The following is a 23,689-nucleotide window of genomic DNA, read 5'->3' on the forward strand; positions in this document are numbered from 1 at the left end:
GCGTGAAATGTTCGATGTAGTGGTGCTGGCCGCCCCGGCGCGGCAGCGCGGGGCCGAAGATGCGGTGACGATGGCGGGCGGCCGGGTGGCGGCCACGCTGAACTGGGACGAGGCGGAAACGCTGATCGACCGCCAGCTCGGCAACCCCGTGCTGCTGATCCAGGCGGAGGGTATCGCGGGGGCGGTGATCGATGCCGCCCTGCCGCATATCGGCAGCGCCATCGATGTGCTGGCGCCGCACATCGTGGTCACGCTGGACCCGGACCAGATCGATCCCGTCGCCGCGGTGCTGCTGGGCACGGCGGCCGAACTGCTGTGCGATGCCGGTACGGGCCAGTTGGTCGCGATGCTGGCGGTCGCGGGGCGGTCATCGACCCGGTCCGGCCTGTCCGACCGGGTGCGTGAGGATGAGGGCGAGCGGCTGCAACGGCTGAACGGCGAGATCGCGCGGATTGCCGACCTGCTGGTCCGGCTGACCGATGGCGAACGCGGCCTGACGGGATCCGGCGACGGGGCGGTCGAGGCGCGGCGGTCGAGTTTCGGCGTGAAGCCGGCGAGCGAGGTCGCCGATCCGCAGATCATCCGTCAGGCGATCCGTGCGCGGCGGCTGCGCGATTCGTTCTTCGGCGACGGGCTGTTCGAGGACCCGGCGTGGGACATGCTGCTCGATCTGTATGCCGCGCATCTGGAGGGGAGCCGCGTGTCGGTATCCAGCCTGTGCATCGCCGCCGCCGTCGCGCCCACCACCGCGCTCCGGTGGATCACGCGGCTGACCGAGGCCGGGCTGGTCGAACGGCTGCCCGATCCCACCGACCGGCGTCGCGCCTTCATGACGCTGTCCGGGCGGGGGCTGGACGGGATGCAGGGCTATGTCGCGGCGGCCCGCCGGGCGGGCGTGCCGATCGCGTGACGCGGTCCTTGCGTTATCCGCCGGCAAGCCGCTAAAGGCATCGGACGCGGCGTTGCCGCGAGGGGCGCGCGGGCGCTTAGCTCAGTTGGTAGAGCATCTCGTTTACACCGAGAGGGTCGGCGGTTCGAGCCCGTCAGCGCCCACCACGCACCCCCTTTTCACAATGACCTGACCAACCGGACCGGCAAGGCGAGCCACGCCGGGTCGTCCACCTGCTCACGCGGGGATGCGGGTGGCAGCAAGCGGATCACGTCGCCCTCGATCGCCACCAGCCGCCCGAACGCGAAGCGACCGGCGGGGCGGGGGGCCAGCACGTCGCGGTCCAGCGCGCGGGCGAAGTCGGCGGGGGCCAGCGTCTCGCACCACAATATGTCACCCGCGCGGTAATCGCCGGTCGCTGCACCGACGGTGATCGCGACCATGCCCGGCAGCACCACGGGCGGGGCGGCGGTGGCGGGGCGACGCAGCGCATGGGCGCCGGTTTCGTCGAGTTGCGCGGCGACGGGCAGATCCTGGCGATCGGGCAGGCGGACCAGATCGGCGGCGGCTACGCCCAGCGCGGCGGCGATGCGGTTCAGCCAGTCGACCGACACGGTGCGCGTCCCCGTTTCCAGCCGGCCGATCGTCTGCGCGGTGGTGGGCGGCACGCATGCCTGCGCGACCTGATCGAGCGTCATGCCCTTGGCGCGGCGAACCTCCCGAATGGCGGTTATCATTGAAATTCTCCAACCGGATAGGTTCGCCGCTGTCCTACAGCCGTGCCGTTATGGCAAGCCCATGTCGTCGGACAGGAGATGACGGATGCGCGAACTGGTGGAACGGACCCTGGGAGGCGAGGATGGGTCGCGGGGGCGGCGGGTGATGGTGAACGTCGCCGAATCGCCTCTGAGCTGGTTGCGCGCGCGAGGATTGGTGAGCCCGCGCCAGTTCGAGGCGGGGGAGCGGTTGCGCGCCGATTACGAACGCGCCTCCCTCGGCCCCAGCGTGACGATGCAATGGAGCGCCCGCGTTGATGGATCGCGCGGTGGCACGGCGGACGACCCCGCCACCGCGCAACTGGCGGCCAAGCGCCGCTTCGACGCGGCGGTGGCGGCGGCGGGGCCGGGATTGGCGGACATCCTGTGGCGGGTGGTGTGCGCGGGCGAGGCGTTGCCGGCGGCGGAAAAGGCGATGGGATGGCCGGCACGGGCGGGGCGGCTGGTCCTGACACTGGCGCTGGACCGCGTGGCGTCCCATTATGGGGTCCACTGACACCTGTACCCGGACCCCATCCCCATGCGCCTGTCGATCGTCAAATGCCACGGATCGGGCAACGATTTCCCGCTGATCGACGCGCGCGGGCTGTCGCTGTCGGATGGCGAGTGGGCCGGCGTGGCGCGGGCGCTGGCGGACCGGGCGGGGCCGGTGGGGGGCGACGGCCTGTTGCTGTTGCTGGACGGCGATGCAACGCACCCGATCGGTTTCCGCATGTTCAACGTCGACGGATCGGAAGCGGAGACGTGCCTGAACGGCCTGCGCTGCGTCGCGCGGGCGGGGTTCGATGCGCTGGCGGTCGATCAGGCGGGGGTGCGGCTGGTCAACTCGCTGGCGACCGTCGCGCGCGATGCCGATATCGCGGCGTGGGTGTATACCGTGCGCGAGACGGCGGGGCCGGCGTCGCTGGATGTGACGCGCTGGCCGATGCATGTCGGGGCCAGCCGCATCGTCGATGCGCCCGTCGCGCCGCTCGGCGAGCGGCTGTTCACGGCGGTGGCGATCCCCAATCCGCATCTGGTGAGCTTCGTCGAGGCGATCGACGAGGCCGAACTGGTGCGGATCGGCGAGCAGTGCGAGGCGGCGCCCGACTGGTTGCCGAATCGCGGCAATGTCAGCTTCGTGGTGGTCGGGGCCGATTCGCTATTCGTGCGCACCTATGAACGCGGTGTCGGCCTGACCAACAGTTGCGGCAGCGCGATGGCGGCATCGACCTATGCTGCGTGCCTGACCGGCCGGTGGCGCTTCGGCGAGGCGGTGACGGTGCTGAACCGGGGCGGGCTGGTCCGGGCGGTGGCGGACGAGGATGCGATGGTGACGCTGTCGGGCAATGCGACGTTCGAATGGGCGGGCGAGGTGAGCGTCGATGCCGATGCCGGGGTCGCGAGCGATCTGGTGGTGACGGCGCGCTATCCGGCGGAGGTCGAGGCGTGGGCGGCGGTGGCGGCGCAGGCGGCCGCCTTTCGCTGACGGGTCCGGCTCCCCATAATTGATCGATGGATATACGACAGGCGATCGGTGGACGGGTCCGCGGGCTGGTGGGGTCCGGCGAGATGGACCTGTCGCGGCCGGCGGGCGATCCGGGCCTGTTCGGGCCGGGATCGGCGACCTGGGCGGTGCATGGCGACTTCACCAGCATGATGATCGGCGGGGTGTGTTCGCTGTTGGTGCAGATGCTGCATCCCGCCGCGCTGGCGGGGGTGTGGGACCATAGTGATTTCCGCCGCGACATGACCGGGCGGCTGAAGCGGACGGCGCAGTTCATCTCGACCACGACGTTCGGGTCCACGGAAGCGGCGGAGCGGATGATCGGGCGGGTGCGATCGATCCATGACCGGGTGGCGGGGACGCTGCCCGATGGCACGCCCTATTCGGCGAACGATCCCGACCTGCTGACCTGGGTCCATGCGGCGGAGATCGACAGCTTTTTGCGGGCGCATCTGCGCTATCGCGATCCGGCGATGCCGGTTGTGCGGCAGGACGCCTATGTCGCCGAGATGGGCGAGGTCGCGCGGCGGCTGGGCGCGGTGGATGTGCCGGCGACGCGGGTGGCGCTGACCGCGTATCTGACGGCGATGCGGCCGGCGTTGCGGGTCGATGATCGCACGCGCGAGATGGCGCGGCGGTTGGTGCGGCAGCCATCGCCCAGCTTGCTGAACGCCCCCGTCAACGCGGTGATGATGCAGGCGGGCGTCGACCTGATGCCGCGCTGGGCGGCGACGCTGCACGGGTTCGACGTGCCGGCGGCGGGCAAGCCGGCGATCCGGCTGGGGGCGATGGGGGTCGGCCGGCTGATGCGCTGGGCGCTACGCTAGAGCGTGATGACGTTGAGTAGAACCGTTCGTGCCGAGTAGGGACTGAGCTTGTCGAAGGCCCGTATCGAAGCACCTGCGGCGGTCCTTCGATACGCCGCTTCGACTAGCTCAGCGGCTACTCAGGATGAACGGTTCAACCTCATGTCATCAGAATCTAGCGGCCCGTTCCACAGGTGACGGGGCCATTGCTGCCGCGCCGGACGGTGCATTTGCCGTTGCCGGTCACCGTGACGCTGCCGACGCCGGTGTTCGATACCTGCGCCGTGTAGCGCGCGTGACCGGCGATGCTGCCGGTGCCGTCGAGCAGGACGATCAGGTCGCCCGCCTCCAGTCTGGCCGCGTCCAGCGTGGCCGGGCCGTTGGCGACGAGTCGCGCGCGCGTGGTGCGGCCGGCGACGGTGATGGTGCCGGCACCGACGATCGTCGCGTTCAGGTCGGTTCCGGTCGCCTGATCGACCGCCACGGCGCCGGCGCCGATGACCGACAGATCGATGCGGTCGCCCTTCGCGGCGGTGGCGGTGATGCGGGCGCCGGCCACCGACGAGATCGCGGCGAGGGAGGGGGTGCCGAGCGATACCGTGAGCGGCTCGCGATCGGTGGCGCCGCGTGGGCGCTCTCCCCAGGCGGCGGTGGTAGCCGGGCGGATGACGAGGGTGCGGCCGTCGAGGCGCACGTCGATCGCCTCGATCGCGTCGCGCCCGCCGGTGATCCGGGCGGCGGGGGACGCGCCGGTCGTGACGCGGACCTCGATCGGTCCGTCGACGCGCAGCCGGTCGAAGCTGCCGATGCCGACCGTCCGCTCGGCGCCAAGGGCCGGGTTGGCGATCAGCGCGAAGAGGAGGATGGCCCGCATCGGCCGACTGTCGCGCGGAGGTGCGCCGGGTGCAAGCCGCACCGTCACCCCGTCATGGCGTGACGGTGCGGCGGCGGATCAGCCGCAATGTACCTTGCCGGCGCCCATCTTGGTGACCGAGCATTTCGCGCCGCCGGTAATGGTGACGTCGCCCGACCCCATGATCGTCACGTCGGCATTGCGCAGCACGGTCGCCTGCACGTCGCCGGCACCGGCGATCGTCACCTCGGCGGTGTCGGCGCGCAGCGGCTGCGCGCGGACCTTGCCCGATCCGCCGATCGATATCTCCAGCGACCGGGCGGTGCCGGCGGCGGCGATGTCGCCCGATCCGCCGATCCCGAATTCGGCCTTGTCGACCTTCAGCCCGCGGATATCGAGTCGGCCGGATCCGCCGATATTGCCGTTGAACGACGGCCCCTCGACCCGGTCGACGACGATCGTGCCCGACCCGCCGATGTCAGCACCCTCGATGCGCGGCATGGTGACGAGGAAGCGGACCTTGTCGCCGCCACCCCAGGTGAAGCCCTTGCGACGCGACAGGTTCAGCGACTTGCCGTCGCGTTCGACCTTTATCTTGTCGAGCGCGGTGGGCGTGCCGATGGCCTTCACCGAGAAGGCGGGGCCGACCCGCACCTCGACATCGCCGGCCCCGCCCAGACCGATGCTGGTGAAATCGGTGACGGCATAGCTGCGCTCCGATCCGGTGCCGGATGCGGCGATGCCCTCATCGTCCGATCGGCCCATCGAACAGGCGGCGACCGGGATGGCGACTAGGGCGAGCAGGACGGACAGATAGTGCGAGCGGATCATGAAACATCTCCCCTTGTGTATTGGTGTATTAATACACAACATGGAGGAGCGCAAACGAGAAAGGGCGGCCCGTCGCCGGACCGCCCTTTCCCGAATCGACCTGCCGATGAACGCCGGTCAGGCGGCCGGCTTGTCCTTGTTATAGATCGCGGCGGCGGCGCGGAGGATCTCGAGAATCTTCTCCTGTGCGCGCGGCTCGTCGACCTCTTCCATCGCGGCCAGCTCGCGGGCGAGGCGGCTGGTGGCCGCTTCGAAGATCTGGCGCTCGGAATAGCTCTGCTCGGGCTGGTCGTCGGCACGGAACAGGTCGCGGACCACTTCGGCGATCGACACCAGGTCGCCCGAATTGATCTTCGCCTCATATTCCTGCGCACGGCGCGACCACATGGTGCGCTTGACCTTGGGCTTGCCCTTCAGCGTGTCCATGGCCTCCTGCATCGTCTTGTCGGACGACAGTTTGCGCATGCCCACGCTTTCGGCCTTGTTGGTCGGCACCCGGAGCGTCATCCGCTCCTTTTCGAACCGCAGCACATAAAGTTCGAGCGTCATGCCAGCGATTTCAGAGCGTTGCAGCTCGATCACGCGGCCGACGCCGTGCTTTGGGTACACGACATAATCACCGACATCGAAGGACAGTGCCTTGACAGCCATTTGCAAAGGGCCTTTCTGGATCAGATTCCGCGGGCGGTTGCGTGGCGGCGGGGGTGTCGCACACGAACCGAACGGGAATGATGGATCGAACGTCTCCAGGCGGGCGGTAATATATACCGCACCCGATGACGCAGTTTAACATGTCTGTAAGAAAATTACCAGCGACAGGAATCGTGTAACGCGACCGGCGACGGATTTTTCGTGGCCGTTACGCTTTGCGTGGATCGTGCCGCAGCAGCCACGGGCGCAATAGGCCCAGCGTTTCATCCGAGCGATCGCCGAACAGATGGTGCGATGCGCCCGGCACCACCGCGAATTCGGCGCCCGGAACCCGCGTCGCGAACGCTTCCGCCGTGTCGGGTCGGGCCTCGTCATACTGGCCGACGATGAACAGCGTGCGGGGGCCGTCCAGCCGGGCGAGCAGCGGTTCGCCGTCATATTCCTTCAGCGTGCCCGTCGCGACGAACTCGCTCGCGCCCCACATCGTCCGGTAGAGTTGTGGGTTGAAGCCGCCGCCCTGCCGTGACTGGCGGGCCGCCAATACAGCCGGGCTTGGCGGTTCGCGGCCATTGAACTGGCGATAGAAGGCGTCGGTGGCGGCGGTGCAGGCGGCGGTGGGTGGCGGCGTGGGTGAATCGCAGGCGGTCAGCGTCTTCTGCACCGTATCGGGCAGGCGGGTGCGGAGGATGTCGGCATCGGCGATCCAGCTGCGGGTCGAGATCAACGGGCTGGCCAGTACCAGTCCGGCCAGTGCCGCCGGCCGCCGCGCGCCATATTCCAGCGCGACCGTGCCGCCCCAGCTATGCCCGCAGACATGCCAGCGGGGGACGCCGAGCGCGGTGCGGATCGCCTCCAGCTCGTCGGTGAAGCGGGCGACGGTCCAGTTGGCGGGATCGTTCGGCCGGTCCGACCGGCCGCTGTCGAGCTGATCGTACAGGATGACGGCGCGGGGCGGACCCTGACGGGGATCGGCGAGCGTCAGCGCCTCCAGATAGCCGTCATGCGTGCCGCCCGGTCCACCGTGGACGAAGACGACGGGCGCTCGCGGACCGGCGAGGTCGCCATTGATGCGGACATAGACGCGGCCACCGGAGACGGGAACCATCAGTTCGCGCGTCGGTGCCGGGAAGCGATCGAATCGGGCCAGCGCCGGTGCCGCCAGCCCGGCCACGACGCCGCTCCCGATGCTGGCGCCGATCCCGACGAGCAGCGTGCGACGGTCGAGCGCGGCGGTCATCGGGCGGTCAGTCGCCGGCGCCGGGTTCCGGATTGAAATACTTCTCGAACTTGCCCTCGACACCCTTGAACTCGTCGGCATCGGGCGGCGTCTGCTGCGCGTTGCGGGTGACGTTGGGCCATTGCGCGGAGAAGGTGGTGTTCAGCTCCAGCCACTTCTCCAGCCCGTTTTCGGTATCGGGCAGGATCGCCTCGGCCGGGCATTCCGGTTCGCACACGCCGCAGTCGATGCATTCGGACGGATTGATGACGAGCATGTTCTCGCCCTCGTAGAAGCAGTCCACGGGACATACCTCGACGCAATCCATATACTTGCAGCGGATGCACGCGTCGGTGACGACGTAGGTCATGGGAAGCTCCGGAACATAACGCGGCGCTGCTATGCCGCATGGCGATAGACGTCAATCAAGCTGATCTTGCTGCGAGACGTTAGCAGCTTGCAGATCGATATAGCACCCCCTGGCTTCGGCCGGCGGGCCGCGCCGGTGCGGCAGCGATTCGATGCGCAGGACGCGGATCTGGCCGCCATGGCTGGCGAAGGTCAGGATGTTGCCGATGCGGACGCCGACATGCGCGCGGTCGATCGCACGACCGTTCAGGCGGAGGTGGCCGTCGCCGGCGATCGCCTTGGCTGCCTCGCGCGTTTTGGCCAGTCGTGCCCACCACAGGAAGCGGTCGAGGCGCATGGTCGCGGCGCCCGGCAGGTCAGCCATGGCCGAACAATCCCGCCAGTCCGGCAAAGGCGTTGTCGCTCGCCGGCACGACGACGGCGCGCCGGGCGGGCGGGCGGCCGCGCCAGACCCAGGCGTCGTTCGCGGGGCGGAAACCGAGTTCGGCCATCAGCCGTGCGAGCGTCCCCGGTTCCAGCCCGATCGAGGTGGCGAGCGCGGGATCGGGCAGGAACGGCTTGCGGCCGGCGCGGGCATCGTGCGCGGCGCGCGCGATGCGTTCGACCAGATCGACGCGCACCGCCTGCGTGCCGAGCGGGCGGAAGCCGGCGGCGACGCTGGCGCCCGGTGCGTCGCGTGGCAGGACGGTGGCGCCGGCGGGGGCCATGGCCGGCGGCGTCTCGCGTACCGCGAGGAGCGCGCGGCGCCATTCGGCGGCGGCGGGTTTCAGCAAGCGCGGGTCGAACAGGTCGAGCGCGCCGACGACGAGGCCGAACCCGCGCAATCGCCGTCGCTCCTCCGGCGCCAGCGCGTCGAGCGACAGGCGCAGCGGCAGACGCGGCACGATGCCGCCGGCCGACTCCACCGCCGCCGCGACCACCCGGAACGCGGACGTGGCGGCGGGATCGCGGGCGGCATCGGCCAGCGCGACGAGCGCCGGCACGCGGCGGCGGGCGGTATCGGCGAACCAGCGCGCCAGCCGGTCGGCGATCCGGTCGCGGGCGGTGCGATCGAGCGAGTCGAGCTCGCGGTCGAGCACCAGCCGGGGCCGGGCGAGCGATCGGCCAGCGGCGAGCGTCGCGACGCGGTGGCCGGTCCACAACACCTCGCCCGCCGCCAGCACGAACGCCGTATCGGGCGCGTCGACCAGCGCGGCGGCGCGGCGGCCACGTTCGGCGCCCAGACGCTTTTCGGCGGCGGCGAGCAGCAGGCGCTTGTCGCCGGCGCGGGCGCCGGGTTCCACGGTGAAGCGGAACCCGTCGAGGCGACCGATCGGGTGGTCCTCCACCGTCACCTCGCCTTCCAGCCCCACCACGACGGGCAGCGCACCGGCATCGGCACCGATCTGGCGGATCAGGGCGGTGGTACGCTTGTCGACGAAGCGTTGAGTTAGGCTTGCATGGAGGCCGTCGGACAGGCGTTCCTCGATCGCGGCGGTGCGCGCGGCCCATTCGGCGGGGTCGGCCAGCCAGTCGGGGCGCTGCGCGATATAGGCCCAACTGCGGATCGCGGCGAGGCGACCGGCCAGCGTCTCGACATCGCCGGCGATGGTGTCGAGCCGGGCGATCTCGTCCGCGAACCATTGGTGCGGGATATGGCCGCGACCCTCGGTCAGATGCTTGAACACGCGCTCGACGAAGCGGGTGTGCGGGTCGAGGCCGAGCTTGCGGAAATCGGGGATGCCGCACGCCGCCCAGAGCCGCCGGACCATCGCCGGATGACGGGTGCGGTCGCGGACCCACGGCTCGTCGGCGAGCCGCTTCAATACCAGCAGGTCGGTCGAGGCGGGGGGCGCGCGCAGCACGCCGGCGGGCGGCGGGCGTTCCAGACCGGCGATCAGCGCATCGACGCTGCCGGTGTCGGGGCTGCCATCGCGCCAGTACAGGTTTTCGAGGCGGGGGAAGCGGTGTTCCTCGATCGCGAAGACCTCTTCGGGCAGGAACGCGCCGGGGCCTTCGTCGACCAGTGCGCCGAACGTGCCGTCGCGCTGGTGGCGGCCGGCGCGGCCGGCGATCTGCGCCATCTCGGCCACGGTCAGGCGACGCTGGCGCTGACCATCGAACTTGTTGAGCGAGGCGAAGGCGACATGGGCGACATCCATGTTCAGGCCCATGCCGATCGCATCGGTGGCGACGAGGTAATCGACCTCGCCCGCCTGGAACATCGCCACCTGCGCGTTGCGGGTGCGGGGGCTGAGCGCCCCCATCACCACCGCCGCGCCGCCGCGCAGCCGGCGCAGCATCTCGGCGACGGCGTACACTTCCTCGGCGCTGAACGCGACGATGGCGGAGCGTTTGGGCAGGCGGCTGATCTTCTTCGCGCCGGCATAGCTGAGCGTCGAGAAGCGCGGGCGGCCGACGATTTCGGCATCGGGGACCAGCGCCTTCACCATCGGGCGCAGCGCCTCGGAACCGAGGATCATCGTCTCCTCGCGCCCGCGCATGCGGAGCAGCCGGTCGGTGAAGACATGGCCGCGCTCGCGATCCGCACCCAGTTGCGCCTCGTCCAGCGCGACGAAGGCGGCATCGTGATCGGCGGGCATCGATTCGGCGGTGCAGAGGAACCAGCGCGCCTGGGGCGGCACGATCTTCTCCTCGCCGGTCACCAGCGCGACGCTGGCCGCGCCCTTGATCGCGACGACGCGGTCGTAGACCTCGCGCGCCAGCAGACGCAGCGGGAAGCCGATGATGCCGCTGGAATGCGCGGTCATCCGCTCGATCGCGAGGTGCGTCTTGCCCGTGTTGGTCGGGCCGAGAACGGCGGTCACGCCGGAGACGCGGCTGGTCATGCCGGTAACATCGGGGCTCTTGCGTTGTTACGCAACGGTTTATCGACGGTTCCCCGTCCGATTGCGGGTCGGCGCGGGGGTGCCACCGCCCGTCGCAGCGGGGCGGCATCAGGCGGCGGGTTAATTTGACTTTAGCAAGTCGGGTGCACAATCCTGACGACCGACGCCGGGGGGAACGGCGGTATCACCCGTGTCGAGAGTGTCGCCCGTTGTATCTGAAAACCGATCAGGGTCTGGAATTCGCCGGCGGCACCAGCGCGCGTGGCTTTGGTCGCGCGGTGGCGGCTCCCGTCGTTAGCGACTGGCGCGCGCGGGCGGCGGCGATCGACTGGGTGCCCGATCTGGGCGCGCGGGTCGGCAGCCGCGACTGGTGGCGGGGGCTTGTCACCTGCACCGCGCTGTGTGCCGCGACGATCGCGCTGTCGCCGGGATTTCACCGGCCGCTGGTGGGGTCCGTCCCCGCGCGGCTGGGCGATGCCGAGCAGGAACAGGCACGCGCGCAGGCGATCGCGCCGCTGGCGCTGGGCAGCACCACCGGCCGGCGGATGGCGGCGAGCGACCTCGTCCGTCCGCTCGCCGAGGCACCCGAGCGGCCGCAGATCGATCTGTCCGCGACGCTGGGACAGGGGGATTCCTTTCAACGGGCGCTGGAACGCGCCGGGGTCGGGCGGCCGCAGGCGGACGAGGCGGCACGGCTGGTCGGCGGGGCGGCATCGCTGTCCGATATCCCCGCCGGTACGCGCATCGCGCTGACGCTTGGTCGCCGGTCGAGCCGGGCGATGCCGCGGCCGCTGGAGCAACTGTCGCTGCGCGCGCGCTTCGATCTGGCGGTGGCGGTGGTGCGCGACGGCAACGGGCTGCGGCTGGAGCGCAAACCCATCGCGGTGGATCACACGCCGCTGCGCATCCAGGGGCTGGTGGGATCGAGCCTCTATCGATCGGCGCGGGCGGCGGGCGTGCCGGCGCGCGCGGTCGAGTCTTATATCAAGGCGATGGCGACCCGGCTGTCGATCGGCCGCGACGTGAACGCCGCCGACAGTTTCGACATGGTGATCGAGCAGGATCGCGCCGCGACCGGTGAGACGAAGCTGGGCGACCTGCTGTTTGCCGGACTGGATCAGGGGCGCAAGGCGATCCGCCTGCTGCACTGGACCGGCAATGGCGAACGCGAGGCGGCATGGTTCGACGCGGCCGGGCAGGCCGAACGGCGCGGCACGATGGGGATGCCGGTGGCGGGGCGCGTAACGTCGAACTTCGGGATGCGGATGCATCCGCTGCTGGGCTTCATGCGGATGCACAAGGGGCTGGATATCGCCGCCCCTTATGGCGCGCCGATCCTGGCGGCGATCGACGGTGTCGTCGCCAGCGCCGGGCGCAACGCGGGTTATGGCAATTTCGTGAAGCTGAACCATGCCGCGGGGCTTGCCAGCGGGTACGGCCATATGAGCCGCATCGCGGTGCGACCGGGGCAGCGGGTGCGGCAGGGGCAGGTGATCGGCTATATCGGATCGACCGGCATGTCGACGGGGCCGCATCTGCACTGGGAAGTGTGGCGCAACGGCCAGTCGATCAACCCGCGCTCGATCTCGTTCAACAGCGTGGCGCGTCTGTCGGGCGAGAATCTGCGGGCGTTCAAGCGGCAGGTGGCGAACCTGCTGGCGGTGAGGCCGGGCGGGCGCTGACCGTCAGCGACGAACGACCTGCGCCCGCCATGTCGGAATGTAGTTGGGATTGCCGCGACACTCGCCCATCTCGCTCTGTTCGGACAGGCGCAGGCGAGTGCCGTCCCAAACGAAGGTTTGCGCGACGCCGCAATCGCCGAGGCCACGACCCTTGGCGAAGCTGCGCAATTCGCCGTCCTTCCACTCGCCGTTGACGACGCTCGATACCGCCGAATCGGGGCCGGCGGGGGTTTCGGAAAAGCCCGATGGCGCGTCGGTGAGGGCGGGTTCCACCTTGTCACCGCGCAGGACGAACATCGCCGCCGACAGGTTATACGCGCCCAGCGAGCAAGGCAGCAGCACCAGCGTCGCGCCGCCGCCCAGCGCATGGGTTTCCGGCCGGAACAGATCGCCGCTGTCGATCCGTGATGGCTCGCACTGCGCGCGGCGGCGCATCGCGGCAAGTTGCTGCTTGCCGGGGTTGGCGGCGGTGCCGCCAGCCATGACGGCCTCGATGACCGGGGCGGGCTGGCGCGCGGGCACGGTGGAAGCTGGTTTGTTGCCCTTCGCTACGAGGGCGGTGGTGGTGCCGACCCGGCCTTGTTGATCGTCGATCCAGCGCAGGGCCGCCGAAGCGCCCTTCAGCGACAGGCGCGCGCGGGGGTGGTCGCCGGCCTCGATCACGGCGAGTTCCTTTCCTGAGGCCATCGCCGTCACCGCCCTTGCCGCGTCGGCGCCGGTCAGGGTGGGCAAAGCGACCTGCCGGCCGTCGATCGCCAGCGCGACGGGTTTGACGGCAGGTCCGTCACCCAGCGGCGCGAAGGCGATCTCCATCGCGCCGTCCGGCCCCGGCTGGCGCATGACCGCCATCGTCACCGGTGGAAACTCGCCGCCATCGGGGCCGAGCGAGACGAGGGTGCAGAGGCGCGTGTTGTCGCAGCCGACCGCCCAGTCGCCGAACGTTTTCAGCGTCCCCGGCTTCACCGCAGTGGTCGCGACGGAGGGGGTGGGCCGAACGGACGCGGGGGTGCCGGTCGGCACGGGTGCGGGCGAGGCGGCGTTGGCGGCGGGGTCGGTCGCGGTCGGCTCGGTAGAGCAGGCGGCGAGAGCGGTGGCGGCCAACAGGGCGGCGGAGATCGTTACGCGCATGATCATGATAACCGCCGCCTAGCCGCCTCGTTCCCCGATCTGTATGCCGGCCCGCAAACGAGACGGAGAGAGCATGATGCAGACGATAGGCGTGATCGGGGCGGGGCAGATGGGCGCGGGGATCGCGCAGGTGTCGGCGCAGGCGGGCTTTCGCGTGCTGCTAGCCGATGTGTCGCTGGCACAGGCCGAGAAGGGTCGCGCCGGTATCGCCAGGGCACTCGACCGGCTGGTGACGAAGGAGAAGATCACCGCCGGGGCGCGCGACGAGACGCTGGCGCTGATCGATCCGGTCGAGAGCGTCGCGGCGATGGCCGACTGCACGCTGGTGATCGAGGCGGCGACCGAGCGGGAGGCGATCAAGCGCCAGATCTTCGCCGATGTCGGCAAGGTGCTGGGCGCGGATGCGGTGCTGGCGTCGAACACCTCGTCGATTCCGATCACGCGGCTGGCGCAGGCATCGCCCGATCCGGCGCGGTTCGTGGGGGTACATTTCTTCAACCCGGTGCCGGTGATGGGCCTGATCGAGCTGATCCGCGGTCTCGCCACCTCGGACGAGACGGTCGCAAAGGTCGAGGCCTACGCGCAGGCACTGGGCAAGCGGGTGGTGCGGGCCAATGACGCGCCGGGCTTTATCGTCAACCGCGTGCTGATGCCGATGCTGAACGAGGCGTGCTTCGCGCTGGGCGAGGGCGTGGCGACGATCCCGGATATCGATGCGGCCTGTCAGTTAGGGCTGAACCACCCGATGGGGCCGCTGACGCTGGCGGACTTCATCGGCCTCGACACCTGTCTGGAGATCACCCGCGTGCTGTTCGAGGGGACGGGCGATCCCAAGTTCCGGCCGGCGCCGCTGTTGGTGAAATATGTCGAGGCGGGCTGGTACGGGCGCAAGACCGGGCGCGGATTTTATGATTATTCGGGCGACGAGCCGGTGCCGACGCGGTGAGCTGTAGGAAGCCGTTTGACCTATTTTTCCGTTTGGCCTGAGCGCAGTCGAAGGCCACCTTTCCACAAAGTGCTTCGACTTCGGCGCTACGCGCCGAAGTTTATCCTGAGCGGCTGGCTTGCCAGCCAGTCGAAGGGCTCAGCACGAACGGTTGGTCCGGCTGCGCGCATCATCAATTCAGGCGGGGCAGTTCGCTGCGGGTGATCTTGCCATCGTGATCGGTGTCGAGCGTGGCGAAGCGTTGTTCGGCGGCGGCCTGCATCTCGGCGCGGTCGATGCCGCGGTTCATGTTGCGGTCGGCGGCGACAACGGGTTCGGGCAGGGCGAGATAGCCGTAGCGGGCGGCGCCCTGTAGCCCGGCGCGGGTCGGGGTAGCACCACCTGCCGGGTCGCGATCGCCGCCGCCCGGTGGGCCGCCACGGCCACCGCCGCCACCCGGGCCACCGCCGCCGCGTCCGTCCCTAGGCGATCCGCTGCGGCCGCCACCATTGCCGCCGCGCACGCGGATTTCCGGCGCCACCACGGTTTCGTAGCGATCGATGTCGGCCGGATCGATCTCGCCGTCGCCGCCCTGATCGAGCACCGCGAAAAACCGCATCGCATCGGCGACGAATTCGGCGCGTATCAGGTGGCCGTCGTCGTCGCGATCGGCGCCGGCGAACCAGCGTTGTTCAGGGTTGTGCGGGGCGCGGAACGGCTCGCCGGCCGGGCTGATGAACAGGCGATCGCCCGGTGCCGGTCCGAAGTCGGGCCCGCCCGGCGGTGGGCTATCGGGGTGATGGGCGCAACCGACGAGGCAAAGCGCGGTCAGCCCGAACAGCACGGCGGGGGCAAGGGCGAACGCGGGGCAGGACAGAACGCGGCGGGGCATCGACAAGGGCTCCATGAAGGCCCGCCGCCTCGGCGCGCCACGTTGCGTCCGTGTTTCAAAACGTAACAGCGGGGGAAACGGCGGCGCCGGCCGTCACGCGGCTGTCACCGAAATCCTGTTTATCGCGGATGATTAACAGGGGAATAACCATGCGCCATTCGTTCGCCGCCTCCGTGGCCGTTGCCGCCATGCTCGCCGCCGCACCCGCCGGCGCGGTGACGCTGGTATCGCAATTCAGCGTCGCCAACGGCACCGACCTGTCGGGCCTGACCGGTGCCGGATCGAACCGGCTGGGCGGTTTCGGATCGGACCTGAGCTATGATGCGGCGACCGGCATGTTCTGGGGCATGAGCGACCGGGGGCCGGGTGGCGGCGTATTGCCCTATGCGCCGCGGTTGCAGGGTTTCACGCTGGACATCGATAACAACAGCGGCGCCATCAACGGCTTCAACCTGCAGAGCACGGTGTTGTTCAAGCAGGCGAACGGCCAGGATTTCAGCGGTCTGAACCCACAGATCCTGAACGGCAGCGCGGCGACGCTGGGCGGGTCGCTCGATCCCGAAGGTCTGGCGCGGTTGCCCAACGGCAATCTGCTGGTGTCCGACGAATATGGTCCGTCGGTGTACGAGTTCACGCCCGCCGGCAATTTCGTCCGCGCCTTCGCGACGCCCGCCAATCTCGTGCCCAAGGATACGGGCGGCACGACCAATTACGTCGATGGCCGGTCGACCATCACCACGGGCCGGCAGGACAATCGCGGGTTCGAGGGACTGACGGTCAGCCCGGACGGCAAGACCGCCTATGCCGTGTTGCAGGACCCGCTGGTCGACGAGGGCCGGAACACCAACAACGGCACGACCAATTCCGAAGGCCGCTTCAGCCGCAACGTCCGCATCGTCGCCTATGACGTCGCGACGGGGACGGAGAAGGCGCAGTATATCTATCAGCTGGAAGCGGTCGCCGACATCAACGGGCGCATCCCCGGCACGGCCAATGATTTCAACATCAATGCGCAAGGCCGCTCGATCGGCGTGTCGGCGATCCAGGCGGTGAGCGACGGTACGCTGCTGGTGCTGGAACGCGACAATCGCGGGCTGGGCGTCGACGATCCCACGGCGGCGACGCCGGTGGGGTCCAAGCGCATCTACAGGATCGATCTGGCCGGGGCGACCGATGTCAGCAAGATCAGCCTGTCGGGCACCAACACGCTGCCCGCCGGGGTGAACCCGGTGGCGAAGACGGCGACGCCGTTCCTCGACATCGCCGCCGCGCTGCGCGCGATGGGCATGACCGTGCCGGAGAAGATCGAGGGCTTCGCGTTCGGACCGCGGCTGGCGGATGGCAGCTACACGCTGATCGTCGTGACCGACAACGATTTCTCGGTCACGCAGAGCGGCGCCGCCAACACCCAGTTCGACGTCTGCACCAGTGGCGTGGGCGGCACGAGCAGCCAGGTGGCGCTGGGCGCGGCGTGCCCCGCCGGCCAGTCGCTGATCCCGAACCTGATCTACAGCTTCAAGCTGAGCGAGGCGGAGTATCGCACGCTGACCGGCGCGGTGCCGGAGCCGACGACCTGGGCGATGATGGTGCTGGGTTTCGGCCTGGTCGGGGCGGCGGCGCGGCGCCGGTCGCGGGTGCGCGTCCGCTTCGCCTGATCGAGCCGCATCGGCTTTGCGTCGTTTTGCGGCGCGGGCCGTATCTCCTGTCGGCCGCCGCTGATGGCAGCCGACAGGAGACGATGTCCATGAGACGATCGATACGGACGATGATGCTGGCCGTCGCACTGGCCAGCGGCGGCGCGGTGATCGCGGCGCAGAAGAACCCGATGGTCGGCGGCGCGGCGATGTACCCGACGAAGACGATCGTCGAGAATGCCGTGAATTCGCGCGATCACACCACGCTGGTCGCCGCGGTGAAGGCGGCCGGGCTGGTCGACACGCTGTCGGGACCGGGGCCGTTCACGGTCTTCGCGCCGACCAATGCCGCCTTTGCGAAGCTGCCGGCCGGCACGGTCGACACGCTGCTGAAGCCGGAGAACAAGGATCAGCTGGTCGCCGTCCTGACCTATCACGTCGTGCCCGGCCGCATCACCGCCGCCGATATCGCCGCGAAGGCCAAGGCGAATGGCGGCAACGCGGTCTACACCACGGTGCAGGGTGAGCCGCTGACGTTCCACAAGGCCGGCAGCGGCTGGGCGATCATGGACGGCAAGGGCCATATGGGCCGCATCACCATCGCCAACGTCATGCAGTCGAACGGCATCATCCACGTGATCGATACGGTGGTCACGCCCTGACGGATGCGACGTGAGGCCGGTCTGGCCTCCCGTCCGGTCATCCGGCGCGGCGGAGGGCGCCGACGCTGGTGATGAAGGCCCAGACTTCGGGCGGGAAGGGCGGTTGCTGTTCGCCCTTCCAGCTATCCATGTCGTCGTACATGCGGGTGACGCCGGTCATCATCGCGGGCGTCGCGATGCTGGTGAACGGGGCGAGCAGCGCCTGCCATTCGTCGAAGAAGGCGCCGGCCCGATCGCTGGCGGGATCGAGCGGTAACGCCGCCTCGATCCGCGTGGCGAGGTCGGTCCACTGGGTGGAATAGGCCGCCTGATCGAACCCCTCGGGCATCGCCGGGGCGGTGCGGGCGAAATCGGCCCTGGCTTCGTCGGACAGATAGCGGTCGAATACCGCCTGCCAGTTCTGTTGGGTCATCGTCGTGTCTCCTTGTCTGATGAGCGAGCAAAGGGTCGCGACGTCGATCGGCTCGCGGCGATCGAGGCGGGACTGAACGGAGAGGAGGAGGGCGCGGGCCTCGGCGATCTCGGCAGCGCGCGTGTCGATCGCGGCCAGTTGCGCGGCGATCAGGCGGGCGAGATCGACGTGGCGGTCGCCGAGCAGGCCGGCGATCTGCGTCAGGGTAAACCCCGCCCGCTTCAGCGCGACGACGGCATGAAGCCGGGCAAGCTCGCCGCGGCCATAGATGCGGCGCCTGCCGGCGGTGCGCAGCGGCCGGACCAGCCCGCGCGCTTCGTAGAACCGCAGCGCGCGGGGGGTAAGGCCGGTGGCCGATGCCACTGCGGTAATGTCGATCGTCTCTGCCATGAAACGGTCGATAGCGGTTGACGCAACGTCAACCGCAAGCGGAATTCAGCTGATGAGCAATCCCGCCAGCGCCGCCGACATCAGGTTGGCGAGGCTGCCCGCCACCAGCGCGCGGATGCCCAGCCGGGCGATCTGCGGGCGCTGATTGGGGGCGAGGCTGCCTGTCACCGCCATCTGGATCGCGATCGACGAGAAATTGGCGAAACCGCACAGCGCGAAGGTGACGACTGCGACGGTGCGTGGCGACAGGACGGCGGCCTGTTTGCCGAGGTCGATATAGGCGACGAATTCGTTCAGGACGATCTTCTGGCCGAACAGGCCGCCGGCGATCCCCGCCTCGCTCCACGGGATGTTGAGGAGGAACATCACCGGCGCGAAGACATAGCCGAGCAGTCCCTGGAACGAGAGATCGGCGATCCCGAACCAGTGGCCGAATCCGCCGAGCAGGCCGTTGGCGAGCGCCACCAGCGCCACGAAGGCCAGCACCATCGCACCGACGGCGACGGCCAGCTTCACGCCGGTCTGTGCGCCTTGCGCTGCCGCCATGATGATGTTGGCGGGCTTTTCCTCGTCATGGCTCGCCTCGGCGATGGCGATCTTCTCGTCCTCGATATTGTCGCCGAGCGGCAACTGGCCTTCGGGCGTTTCGGCGCGGTCGGGCATGATGATCTTGGCCATCAGGATGCCGCCGGGCGCGGCCATGAAGCTGGCGGCGAGCAGATATTCGATCGAGATGCCCATCGATGCATAGGCGGCGAGGATCGTGCCGGCGACGCCGGCCATGCCGCTGGTCATCACCGTGAACAGCTGCGCCGGCGTCAGCCCCGCCAGATAGGGTCGGATGACGAGCGGCGATTCGGACTGGCCGACGAAGACGTTGGCCGCCGCGCAGAGCGATTCGACCTTCGAGACGCCGATCACCTTTTCGATGCCGCCGCCCAGCCAGCGCACGACCAGTTGCATGATGCCGAGATAATAGAGGATCGAGACGAGGGCGGCGAAGAAGATGATGACCGGCAGCGCCTGGATCGCGAAATTACGGCCGAGCGGATCGCTCGCCAGCGCCCCGAACAGGAACGAGGTGCCGGCATTGGCATAGCCGAGCAGATTGGCGACCCCGCCCGACATCCATTGCAGCACATGCTTGCCCCACGGCACGTAGAGCACGAGCACCGCGATCCCCGCCTGCAACGCGAAGGCCGAGCCGACGACGCGCAGCCGGATCGACCGGCGATCGACCGACAGGACATAGGCGATGCCGAGGATGACGAGAATGCCGGCGATGCCGATCAGGAAACGGCTCACCGGTGGCTTCCTGCCGAAAAGAAAGTCACGAAAGTCACGCCAAACGACCCCTTCTTCGGGCAAAACGCCCGTCCCATCCCCGGTTCAACCCGGCCACTCACCATAAAATGCGCAAAGAGGACAGCCGATTGTGCATCCGCGAAGCCGGCGCTAGCGTCCGGCGATGGAAACCCCCGCCGCGCCTGCGCCCATGATCTCCCGCTCGCTGTTCGTCTTTTCGGTCCTGTACGGCGGCATGGTGTGCATCGCCGGCGTGCTGGGCGTGAAGCAGGTCGCGCTGGGGCCGCTGGCAGTGGAGGCGGGTATCTTCGCGTTCCTGTTGCTGGTCGTCATGTCGAGCGCGATCGCCGAGCTGCATGGCCAGCGGACCGCGACGACGCTGGTGCGGCTGGGCTTCGTGCCGTTGATCGTGTCGGCCGTGCTGATCCAGATCGTGCTGGTCCTGCCGCACGATCCGGGCATGTACCCGCCCGCGATCGATGCGTTTCCGGTGGTGGTCGGGCAGAGTTCGCGGATGATGCTGGCGGGGCTGGTGTCGTACGGCATCTCGCAGACGCTGAACGTGCTGATCTTCGCCAAACTGTCCGGCGCGGGCGGCGCGGCGGGCGGCGGGCGGCTGGTGTGGCTGCGCGGGATGATCGCCAGCATCGTCAGCCAGGTCGTCGATACGGTGTTGTTCATCACCATCTCGTTTCTGGGCGAGCGGCCGATCGTGGGACTGATGGCCGGGCAGATGCTGACCAAGGTCGTGCTGTCGATCGTGCTGGTGCCGCCGGCGATCTATCTGTTCGTGGGCATCGGGCGGCGGCTGGATCGTACGCCATCAGCATAGTGCCGTGCAGGCGGGGTGACGGCGGGGGCGGGCACCGCTAAAGGCGCGGCCATGACCAGTCATGCTCCCGATCCGGCCCTCCTCGCCAAGGCGGAAACGCTGACCGAGGCGCTGCCGTACCTGCAACGCTATGCCGGCCAGACGTTCGTCGTGAAATATGGCGGCCACGCGATGGGCGACCCGGAATTGCAGCGCGATTTCGCCGAGGACGTGGTGCTGCTGAAGGCGGTCGGCATCAACCCCGTCGTCGTCCATGGCGGCGGCCCGCAGATCGGCGCGATGCTGAAGCGGCTGGGTGTCGAATCGCGCTTCGTGAACGGCCTGCGCGTGACCGACAAGGAAACCGCGCAGATCGCCGAGATGGTTCTGGCGGGATCGATCAACAAGGATATCGTCGGCTGGATCGGCCAGGCGGGTGGTCGCGCGGTCGGTATCTCCGGCAAGGACGCCGGACTGGTGCTGGCCGAGAAGGTCGGGCGGATGGACCCCGATCCGTTGCAGGGCATCGAGCGTCATGTCGATCTGGGCTTCGTCGGCGAGCCGATCGCGGTCGATCGCCGCATCCTCGATACGCTGTCGACCGCGGGCATCATTCCGGTGGTGGCGCCGGTGGGCATCGGTGCGGACGGGCATACGTACAACATCAACGCCGATACGATGGCGGGGGCGATCGCGGCGGCGATGGGCGCGTCGCGGTTCTTCCTGCTGACCGACGTGGCGGGCGTGCTCGACAAGCACGGATCGCTGCTGACCGCGCTCGATCCGGTTGCGGTCGCCAAGCTGCGTGCGGACGGGACGATCACAGGGGGGATGATCCCCAAGATCGAGACGTGCGTGGCGGCGGTGCAATCGGGCGTCGATGCGGCGGTGATCCTCGACGGACGCATCCCGCATGCGATGCTGCTGGAGATTTTCACGCGGGCGGGTGCGGGGACGCTGGTGAGCGCCAAGGCGCAGGCGCGTTAACCGGACGCGCACCTAATCCGGCGCAGGGCTTCTACGAGAGCCTCCGGCTCCCTATAAAGTCATCACGTCCCCACCGGAGTCATGCCTTGATCGCGCTTCTTCAGATCGTCCAGTTGCTGCTCAACATCGTGTGGTGGATCATCGTCGTCCAGGCGATCCTGTCGTGGTTGATCGCGTTCAACATCATCAACACGCACAGCGACTTCGTCCGCACCGTGTGGACCGCGCTCGGCCGGATGACCGAGCCGCTGTACCGGCCGATCCGCCGCATCCTGCCCGATTTCGGGGCGCTCGACCTGTCGCCGATGATCGTGCTGCTGGTGATCTATATCCTGGGGCAGATCGTGATCCCGAACATCGCGGCGAGCTATCTCAGCGCCGCTTATTGAGGTTCAGGTGGACGGCATCGTCGTCGGCATCCGGGTGACGCCGCGCGGCGGCCGTGATGCGATCGGTGGTGGCCGGGAGGGCCGGATCGTCACCCGGCTCGCCGCCGCACCGGTCGACGGCAAGGCGAATGCGGCGCTGGTCAGCCTGATCGCCGACGCGTTCGTCGTTCCCAAGCGAGCCGTGAGCATCATCAGCGGCGAAACCGGGCGGGTGAAGCGGCTCCGGATCGCCGGCGACGCCGCTGCGCTGGCGGAAATCGCGCGCACCCTCTATGCGGCGGCGCCATGACCGCTACGATCATCGACGGCAAGGCGCATGCCGCCCGCCTCCGCGCCACCATCGCCACTCATGTCGCGGCCTTTCGCGAGCAGGCGGGCCGCGCGCCCGGTCTGGCCGTCGTGCTGGTCGGCGAGGACCCGGCGTCGTCGGTCTATGTGAAGAGCAAGGGCCGCGCCACGCGCGAGGCGGGAATGGAGAGCATCGAGCATCGCCTGCCCGCCGATACCGACGATGCGACGCTACTGGCGCTGGTCGAGACGCTGAACGCCGATCCGGCGGTAGACGGCATCCTGGTGCAGTTGCCTTTGCCGAAGCATCTGGACACGCAAGCCGTGCTGCTGGCGATCGATCCCGACAAGGACGTCGATGGCTTTCACCCGGTCAATGCCGGGCGTCTCGCCACGGGGATGCCCGGCTTCGTGCCGTGCACGCCGCTCGGCTGTGTGATGTTGCTGAAGTCGGTGCTGCCCGACCTGACCGGGCTGGACGCGGTGGTGGTCGGCCGGTCGAACATCGTCGGCAAGCCGATGGCGCAGTTGCTGATCGCCGAAAGCTGCACCGTCACCGTCGCGCACAGCCGCACGCGCGATCTGCCGGCGCGGGTGCGGCAGGCGGATATCGTCGTCGCGGCGGTCGGCATCGCGAACTTCATCGAGGGCGACTGGATCAAGCCGGGCGCGACGGTGATCGACGTCGGCATCAACCGGACCGAGGCAGGGCTGGTCGGCGATGTCGATTTCGCCGAGGCGGTCGAGGTCGCGGGTGCGATCACGCCGGTGCCGGGCGGGGTGGGACCGATGACGATCGCCTGCCTGCTCCGCAACACCTATGTCTCGGCATGCCGCCGCGACGGTGTCGAGGCGGCGTTGTGATCGAACTCTATATCTCGTCGCTCATCACGTTCTTCGTGGTGATCGATCCGCCGGGCTGTGCGCCGATCTATGCCGGGCTGTCGGCGGGAGCGACGCCGACAGTGCGCCGGGCTATGGCGATCCGCGCGGTCGGCGTGGCGACGGCGATCCTGCTGGTCTTCGCGCTGTTCGGCGAGGATCTGCTGAAGGGCCTGGGCATCGAACTGGCCAGTTTTCGCATCGCGGGCGGCATCATGCTGTTCCTGATCGCGCTGGAAATGGTGTTCGAAAAGCGCACGCAACGCCGCGAGGACCGCGCCGCCAACCTGTCCGCCGACGAGGTCGAGGACGTGTCGATCTTTCCGATGGCGATGCCGATGATCGCGGGACCAGGATCGATCGCATCGGTGATGCTGCTGATGAGCCGCAACGACGGGATCGAGCGGACGGCGGTGGTGCTGGCCGCGCTGTTCACGATCCTGGCGCTGACGCTGGCGGCCCTGCTGGCGGCCGGGCCGCTGATGCGGCTGCTGGGGGCGAAGATCGAGGCGGTGATTACCCGGCTGCTCGGTGTGCTGCTGGCGGCGCTGGCGGTGCAGTTCGTGATCGACGGATTGGAAGCGACGCTGCGCTGAA

The 23,689-nt window shown here is 69.0% G+C and carries 25 protein-coding genes, 1 tRNA gene and 2 pseudogenes; 16 read left to right on the top strand and 12 right to left on the bottom strand.

Annotated elements, in window-relative coordinates; translation table 11 throughout:
* Positions 1-7: 7 nt before the first annotated feature.
* Positions 8-910, top strand: a complete 903-nt coding sequence (locus JAO74_RS12420) for a MarR family transcriptional regulator (protein WP_233150975.1) — start codon at positions 8-10, stop codon at positions 908-910.
* 70 nt (positions 911-980) lie between these two features.
* Positions 981-1,056: transfer RNA gene (locus JAO74_RS12425), tRNA-Val, on the top strand.
* A 12-nt stretch (positions 1,057-1,068) separates the two neighbouring features.
* Here JAO74_RS12425 and JAO74_RS12430 read toward each other — a convergent pair.
* Entirely contained in the window at positions 1,069-1,626 is a 558-nt protein-coding gene (locus JAO74_RS12430) for a helix-turn-helix domain-containing protein (RefSeq protein WP_199038362.1), read from the bottom strand.
* A gap of 85 nt (positions 1,627-1,711) precedes the next feature.
* Here JAO74_RS12430 and JAO74_RS12435 point away from each other — a divergent pair, with 85 nt between their 5' ends.
* The 3 genes from JAO74_RS12435 to JAO74_RS12445 are packed head-to-tail and all read left to right on the top strand — an operon-like array spanning position 1,712 to position 3,978.
* On the top strand, positions 1,712-2,161 hold the full coding sequence (locus JAO74_RS12435; RefSeq protein ID WP_199038363.1) for a DUF6456 domain-containing protein: 450 nt from the start codon (positions 1,712-1,714) through the stop codon (positions 2,159-2,161).
* A gap of 24 nt (positions 2,162-2,185) precedes the next feature.
* On the top strand, positions 2,186-3,133 hold the full coding sequence (gene dapF, locus JAO74_RS12440; protein WP_199038365.1) for a diaminopimelate epimerase: 948 nt from the start codon (positions 2,186-2,188) through the stop codon (positions 3,131-3,133).
* A gap of 26 nt (positions 3,134-3,159) precedes the next feature.
* Positions 3,160-3,978, top strand: a complete 819-nt coding sequence (locus JAO74_RS12445) for an oxygenase MpaB family protein (RefSeq protein ID WP_233150948.1) — start codon at positions 3,160-3,162, stop codon at positions 3,976-3,978.
* Positions 3,979-4,132: 154 nt separating this feature from the next.
* On the opposite strand, the gene JAO74_RS12450 is transcribed toward JAO74_RS12445, so the two are convergent.
* From JAO74_RS12450 to JAO74_RS12480, 7 genes are all read right to left on the bottom strand, one after another.
* Positions 4,133-4,831 (bottom strand): GIN domain-containing protein, encoded by a 699-nt coding sequence (locus JAO74_RS12450; RefSeq protein ID WP_199038367.1) that lies wholly within the window; start codon positions 4,829-4,831, stop codon positions 4,133-4,135.
* A gap of 78 nt (positions 4,832-4,909) precedes the next feature.
* Positions 4,910-5,641, bottom strand: a complete 732-nt coding sequence (locus tag JAO74_RS12455) for a head GIN domain-containing protein (RefSeq protein ID WP_199038369.1) — start codon at positions 5,639-5,641, stop codon at positions 4,910-4,912.
* A gap of 117 nt (positions 5,642-5,758) precedes the next feature.
* Entirely contained in the window at positions 5,759-6,292 is a 534-nt protein-coding gene (locus tag JAO74_RS12460; protein ID WP_199038371.1) for a CarD family transcriptional regulator, read from the bottom strand.
* Positions 6,293-6,500: 208 nt separating this feature from the next.
* Entirely contained in the window at positions 6,501-7,529 is a 1,029-nt protein-coding gene (locus tag JAO74_RS12465) for a proline iminopeptidase-family hydrolase (RefSeq protein WP_199038373.1), read from the bottom strand.
* Between the two features lie 7 nt (positions 7,530-7,536).
* A complete protein-coding gene (gene fdxA / locus JAO74_RS12470; RefSeq protein ID WP_199038375.1) occupies positions 7,537-7,878 on the bottom strand; it encodes a ferredoxin FdxA in 342 nt (113 codons plus the stop codon).
* 51 nt (positions 7,879-7,929) lie between these two features.
* Positions 7,930-8,241 (bottom strand): S4 domain-containing protein, encoded by a 312-nt coding sequence (locus JAO74_RS12475; RefSeq protein WP_199038377.1) that lies wholly within the window; start codon positions 8,239-8,241, stop codon positions 7,930-7,932.
* The gene (locus tag JAO74_RS12480; protein ID WP_199038380.1) at positions 8,234-10,705 is read right to left on the bottom strand and encodes a helicase-related protein; all 2,472 of its coding nucleotides are present in this window, start codon (positions 10,703-10,705) and stop codon (positions 8,234-8,236) included. The genes JAO74_RS12475 and JAO74_RS12480 overlap by 8 nt, the downstream gene beginning before the upstream one ends.
* A gap of 209 nt (positions 10,706-10,914) precedes the next feature.
* Between JAO74_RS12480 and JAO74_RS12485 the strand changes: the two genes are divergently transcribed.
* Positions 10,915-12,387: a M23 family metallopeptidase gene (locus JAO74_RS12485; RefSeq protein WP_199038383.1), complete on the top strand. Its 1,473-nt coding sequence runs from the start codon at positions 10,915-10,917 to the stop codon at positions 12,385-12,387.
* 3 nt (positions 12,388-12,390) lie between these two features.
* On the opposite strand, the gene JAO74_RS12490 is transcribed toward JAO74_RS12485, so the two are convergent.
* A complete protein-coding gene (locus JAO74_RS12490) occupies positions 12,391-13,521 on the bottom strand; it encodes a DUF1176 domain-containing protein (protein WP_199038386.1) in 1,131 nt (376 codons plus the stop codon).
* 70 nt (positions 13,522-13,591) lie between these two features.
* On the opposite strand from JAO74_RS12490, the gene JAO74_RS12495 reads away from it, so the two are divergent.
* Complete coding sequence (locus tag JAO74_RS12495; RefSeq protein ID WP_199038587.1) at positions 13,592-14,461, top strand: 3-hydroxybutyryl-CoA dehydrogenase; 870 nt, start codon at positions 13,592-13,594, stop codon at positions 14,459-14,461.
* A 172-nt stretch (positions 14,462-14,633) separates the two neighbouring features.
* On the opposite strand, the gene JAO74_RS12500 is transcribed toward JAO74_RS12495, so the two are convergent.
* Complete coding sequence (locus tag JAO74_RS12500) at positions 14,634-15,332, bottom strand: EF-hand domain-containing protein (RefSeq protein WP_199038389.1); 699 nt, start codon at positions 15,330-15,332, stop codon at positions 14,634-14,636.
* A gap of 188 nt (positions 15,333-15,520) precedes the next feature.
* On the opposite strand from JAO74_RS12500, the pseudogene JAO74_RS12505 reads away from it, so the two are divergent.
* The 3 genes and pseudogenes from JAO74_RS12505 to JAO74_RS12510 all read left to right on the top strand — a co-directional run.
* Positions 15,521-16,699: pseudogene (locus tag JAO74_RS12505) on the top strand (esterase-like activity of phytase family protein); the annotation flags it as partial.
* Between the two features lie 186 nt (positions 16,700-16,885).
* Positions 16,886-16,987 (top strand): annotated as a pseudogene (locus tag JAO74_RS19270) (PEPxxWA-CTERM sorting domain-containing protein); the annotation flags it as partial.
* A gap of 89 nt (positions 16,988-17,076) precedes the next feature.
* Positions 17,077-17,628 (top strand): fasciclin domain-containing protein, encoded by a 552-nt coding sequence (locus JAO74_RS12510; RefSeq protein ID WP_199038395.1) that lies wholly within the window; start codon positions 17,077-17,079, stop codon positions 17,626-17,628.
* A 37-nt stretch (positions 17,629-17,665) separates the two neighbouring features.
* On the opposite strand, the gene JAO74_RS12515 is transcribed toward JAO74_RS12510, so the two are convergent.
* The gene (locus tag JAO74_RS12515; RefSeq protein ID WP_199038398.1) at positions 17,666-18,430 is read right to left on the bottom strand and encodes a MerR family transcriptional regulator; all 765 of its coding nucleotides are present in this window, start codon (positions 18,428-18,430) and stop codon (positions 17,666-17,668) included.
* A gap of 45 nt (positions 18,431-18,475) precedes the next feature.
* On the bottom strand, positions 18,476-19,735 hold the full coding sequence (locus tag JAO74_RS12520; protein ID WP_199038400.1) for a NupC/NupG family nucleoside CNT transporter: 1,260 nt from the start codon (positions 19,733-19,735) through the stop codon (positions 18,476-18,478).
* A gap of 163 nt (positions 19,736-19,898) precedes the next feature.
* Here JAO74_RS12520 and JAO74_RS12525 point away from each other — a divergent pair, with 163 nt between their 5' ends.
* The 6 genes from JAO74_RS12525 (at position 19,899) to JAO74_RS12550 (ending at position 23,688) form a co-directional block, all read left to right on the top strand.
* Positions 19,899-20,567, top strand: coding sequence for a queuosine precursor transporter (locus tag JAO74_RS12525; RefSeq protein ID WP_199038403.1), 669 nt, complete (start codon positions 19,899-19,901; stop codon positions 20,565-20,567).
* A 51-nt stretch (positions 20,568-20,618) separates the two neighbouring features.
* On the top strand, positions 20,619-21,533 hold the full coding sequence (gene argB / locus JAO74_RS12530; RefSeq protein ID WP_199038406.1) for an acetylglutamate kinase: 915 nt from the start codon (positions 20,619-20,621) through the stop codon (positions 21,531-21,533).
* 86 nt (positions 21,534-21,619) lie between these two features.
* On the top strand, positions 21,620-21,922 hold the full coding sequence (locus JAO74_RS12535; protein WP_056532381.1) for a YggT family protein: 303 nt from the start codon (positions 21,620-21,622) through the stop codon (positions 21,920-21,922).
* Between the two features lie 7 nt (positions 21,923-21,929).
* A complete protein-coding gene (locus JAO74_RS12540) occupies positions 21,930-22,211 on the top strand; it encodes a DUF167 domain-containing protein (protein ID WP_332908804.1) in 282 nt (93 codons plus the stop codon).
* A complete protein-coding gene (gene folD / locus JAO74_RS12545) occupies positions 22,208-23,074 on the top strand; it encodes a bifunctional methylenetetrahydrofolate dehydrogenase/methenyltetrahydrofolate cyclohydrolase FolD (RefSeq protein ID WP_199038408.1) in 867 nt (288 codons plus the stop codon). The genes JAO74_RS12540 and folD overlap by 4 nt, the downstream gene beginning before the upstream one ends.
* Positions 23,071-23,688: a MarC family protein gene (locus JAO74_RS12550; protein WP_199038411.1), complete on the top strand. Its 618-nt coding sequence runs from the start codon at positions 23,071-23,073 to the stop codon at positions 23,686-23,688. Before folD ends, JAO74_RS12550 begins: the two co-directional genes overlap by 4 nt.
* Position 23,689 lies beyond the last annotated feature (1 nt).

Origin of the sequence: Sphingomonas mollis (assembly GCF_016427505.1) — a bacterium.
Classification (GTDB): domain Bacteria; phylum Pseudomonadota; class Alphaproteobacteria; order Sphingomonadales; family Sphingomonadaceae; genus Sphingomonas; species Sphingomonas mollis.